Below are 2105 nucleotides of genomic sequence, written 5' to 3'. Positions count from 1 at the left end.
AGATTTTTGTGATGACGTTCTTGTCTGAGTCGGTTACGTTTTTCCCACAAGAATATACAGTATATCCTTCCTTTACCTGAACGGCAATATTGGTCCCGACTTTATCAGTTAAGCTCATTTTTTGACCCATCTGTCCTTCAAGAATCCCTTGGTTATGGGATTTTCATGCACAGCAAACCAGATTTCGAGGGAAAATGTAGGGACAACTTGTTGTGCCTTTCTTGCCCTCTATTACTTGCAATATAGGTTATTAAGTAGTATCATCATGATATGTTCTTAAAGGTCGTGAAATCCAAAGGCAACGAATATCTGCGCATTGTGGAGTCTTACCGCGACGGCGGCAAGGTAAGACATCGTACCGTCTTAAACTTAGGTCGCCTGGACCAGATAGAGGGAAACCAGAGCTTTCAGCGCCTTGGAGAAAGGCTAATCGAGATGTCCAAAGGTTCCTTCGTGAACTTAAAAGACGCATCCGAGGGGGAGCTTTTAAACTACGGATATACGGTGTATAAAAATATCTGGAACGACTTCGACCTACCGAAGTCACTCGAGCTTCTGGTTTGTGACAGAAACCTAGAATTCAACCTTTCAGACGCCTGTCTTTTAATGGTCATCCAGCATTTACTAGAGCCTAAAAGCAAGCTAGCTACCTTCAAAGGCCAGAGCCGTTACTTGAACTTGTCACATGTAGGCTATAACCACCTATATAGGGCATTAGATGTCATAGCGGAAAAGAAGGAAATCCTTGAGCAGGCCCTATTTGAGCGGGAAAGGAGCCTCTTTAACATGCAGGTAGACGTGGTATTTTACGACGTGACGACCTTTTACTTTGAAAGCGTAAAGGCAGATTCCTTGAAGGATTTCGGCTTCAGCAAGGACGGAAAGTTCAAGGAAGTGCAGGTGGTATTGGGCCTCATTACCGACTGCGAGGGAAGGCCTGTAGGTTACGAGCTATTCCCCGGCGACACCTTTGACGGGAAGACGTTGCTTAAGGCCCTGGAGAACATGGAAAGGCTTTTCGGCGTAAGGCGCATAGTCATAGTCGCGGACAAAGGGATAAACAGCAAGTTAAACTTAAAGCTAATAAGGGATAAAGGTTACGACTACATCGTAGCGGCAAGGCTTAAAAGCATGAATAGCTCTGTAATAAAATCTGCCCTAGATATGGAGGGTTACACCTTTCTAAACGAAGGCCATGAAGACGAGTTTCGCTACAAGGTATTGCCCTACATGAACGTCGTGAAAGACGAAGCAGGGGGCAAACATCAACTGGATGAGCGCCTCATAGTCACCTTTTCCAAAAGGAGGGCAGAAAAGGACAAAGCCGACAGGATGCGTTTGCTACAAAAGGCAGAAGAGCTTTTAAAATACCCTTACCTCATAGGCTCGAGCAACAAGCGTGGCGGCAAGAAGTACATCAAAGACGCAGGGGCTAAACCTACTTGGACCTTAGACGAAGAGGCTGTAACGCGTGACGCCCTATTCGACGGATATTACGCCATACAGACGAGCACACGTGACATGACGGCCATGGAGGTGATGGACGTATATCATAAGCTCTGGAGGATAGAGGAGTCATTTAGGATCATGAAATCTGCCCTGGAGGTGAGGCCCATATTTCACTGGACAGAGAGGCGCATAAAGGGACATTTCCTCATCTGCTTTCTGGCCTTCCTCCTTGAAAGGACGCTTGAAAATAAGCTTAAATGCCTAGGTCTAAAGCCATCGCCGGCACAGATAAAAGAGGCCTTAAACTCCATGAACTTCACCAAGGTGAGCGTAAAGGGAGAGGAATTTTTGATCAAGGTCAAAGGGACTCCTTTAAGCCAAAAGATACTACAGGTAATGAAGATGAGAAGCCCTAAAAACGTTACTCCTGTAAAGGACGTCAGCCTCGTATAACCACACGTACAAATCCTTAAGTTAGACGTGTAGGGACAACTTTTCACGTTTTTCTTTTAACTATCCCATAACGGTGCGGATCTTGAGGGATTAGGTGATAAAGTCAGGAGCAAAAAGACCCAACCCCCAAAGGGGGCAGAGTCTTTTTTAAGGGAACTTAAGGAAGATTTAACGGCCAAGTTTGGCTTTTAATTCTCTTTTCC

Annotated in this window: 1 protein-coding gene; it reads left to right on the top strand. The window is 45.4% G+C overall.

Annotated features, from left to right (window positions below; translation table 11 throughout):
* Positions 1-270 precede the first annotated feature (270 nt).
* Positions 271-1902 (top strand): IS1634 family transposase, encoded by a 1632-nt coding sequence (locus tag BLU12_RS09790; protein WP_091462434.1) that lies wholly within the window; start codon positions 271-273, stop codon positions 1900-1902.
* The last annotated feature ends 203 nt before the right edge of the window (positions 1903-2105 follow it).

Source organism: Acetomicrobium thermoterrenum DSM 13490 (assembly GCF_900107215.1).
Classification (GTDB): Bacteria; Synergistota; Synergistia; order Synergistales; family Acetomicrobiaceae; genus Acetomicrobium; species Acetomicrobium thermoterrenum.
This window is presented reverse-complemented; position numbering and strand designations above follow the sequence as displayed.

Excerpts from the sequence above, each read along its gene's own strand:
- BLU12_RS09790 (WP_091462434.1), top strand. The coding sequence starts at position 271 with ATGTTCTTAAAGGTCGTGAAATCCAAAGGCAACGAATATCTGCGCATT.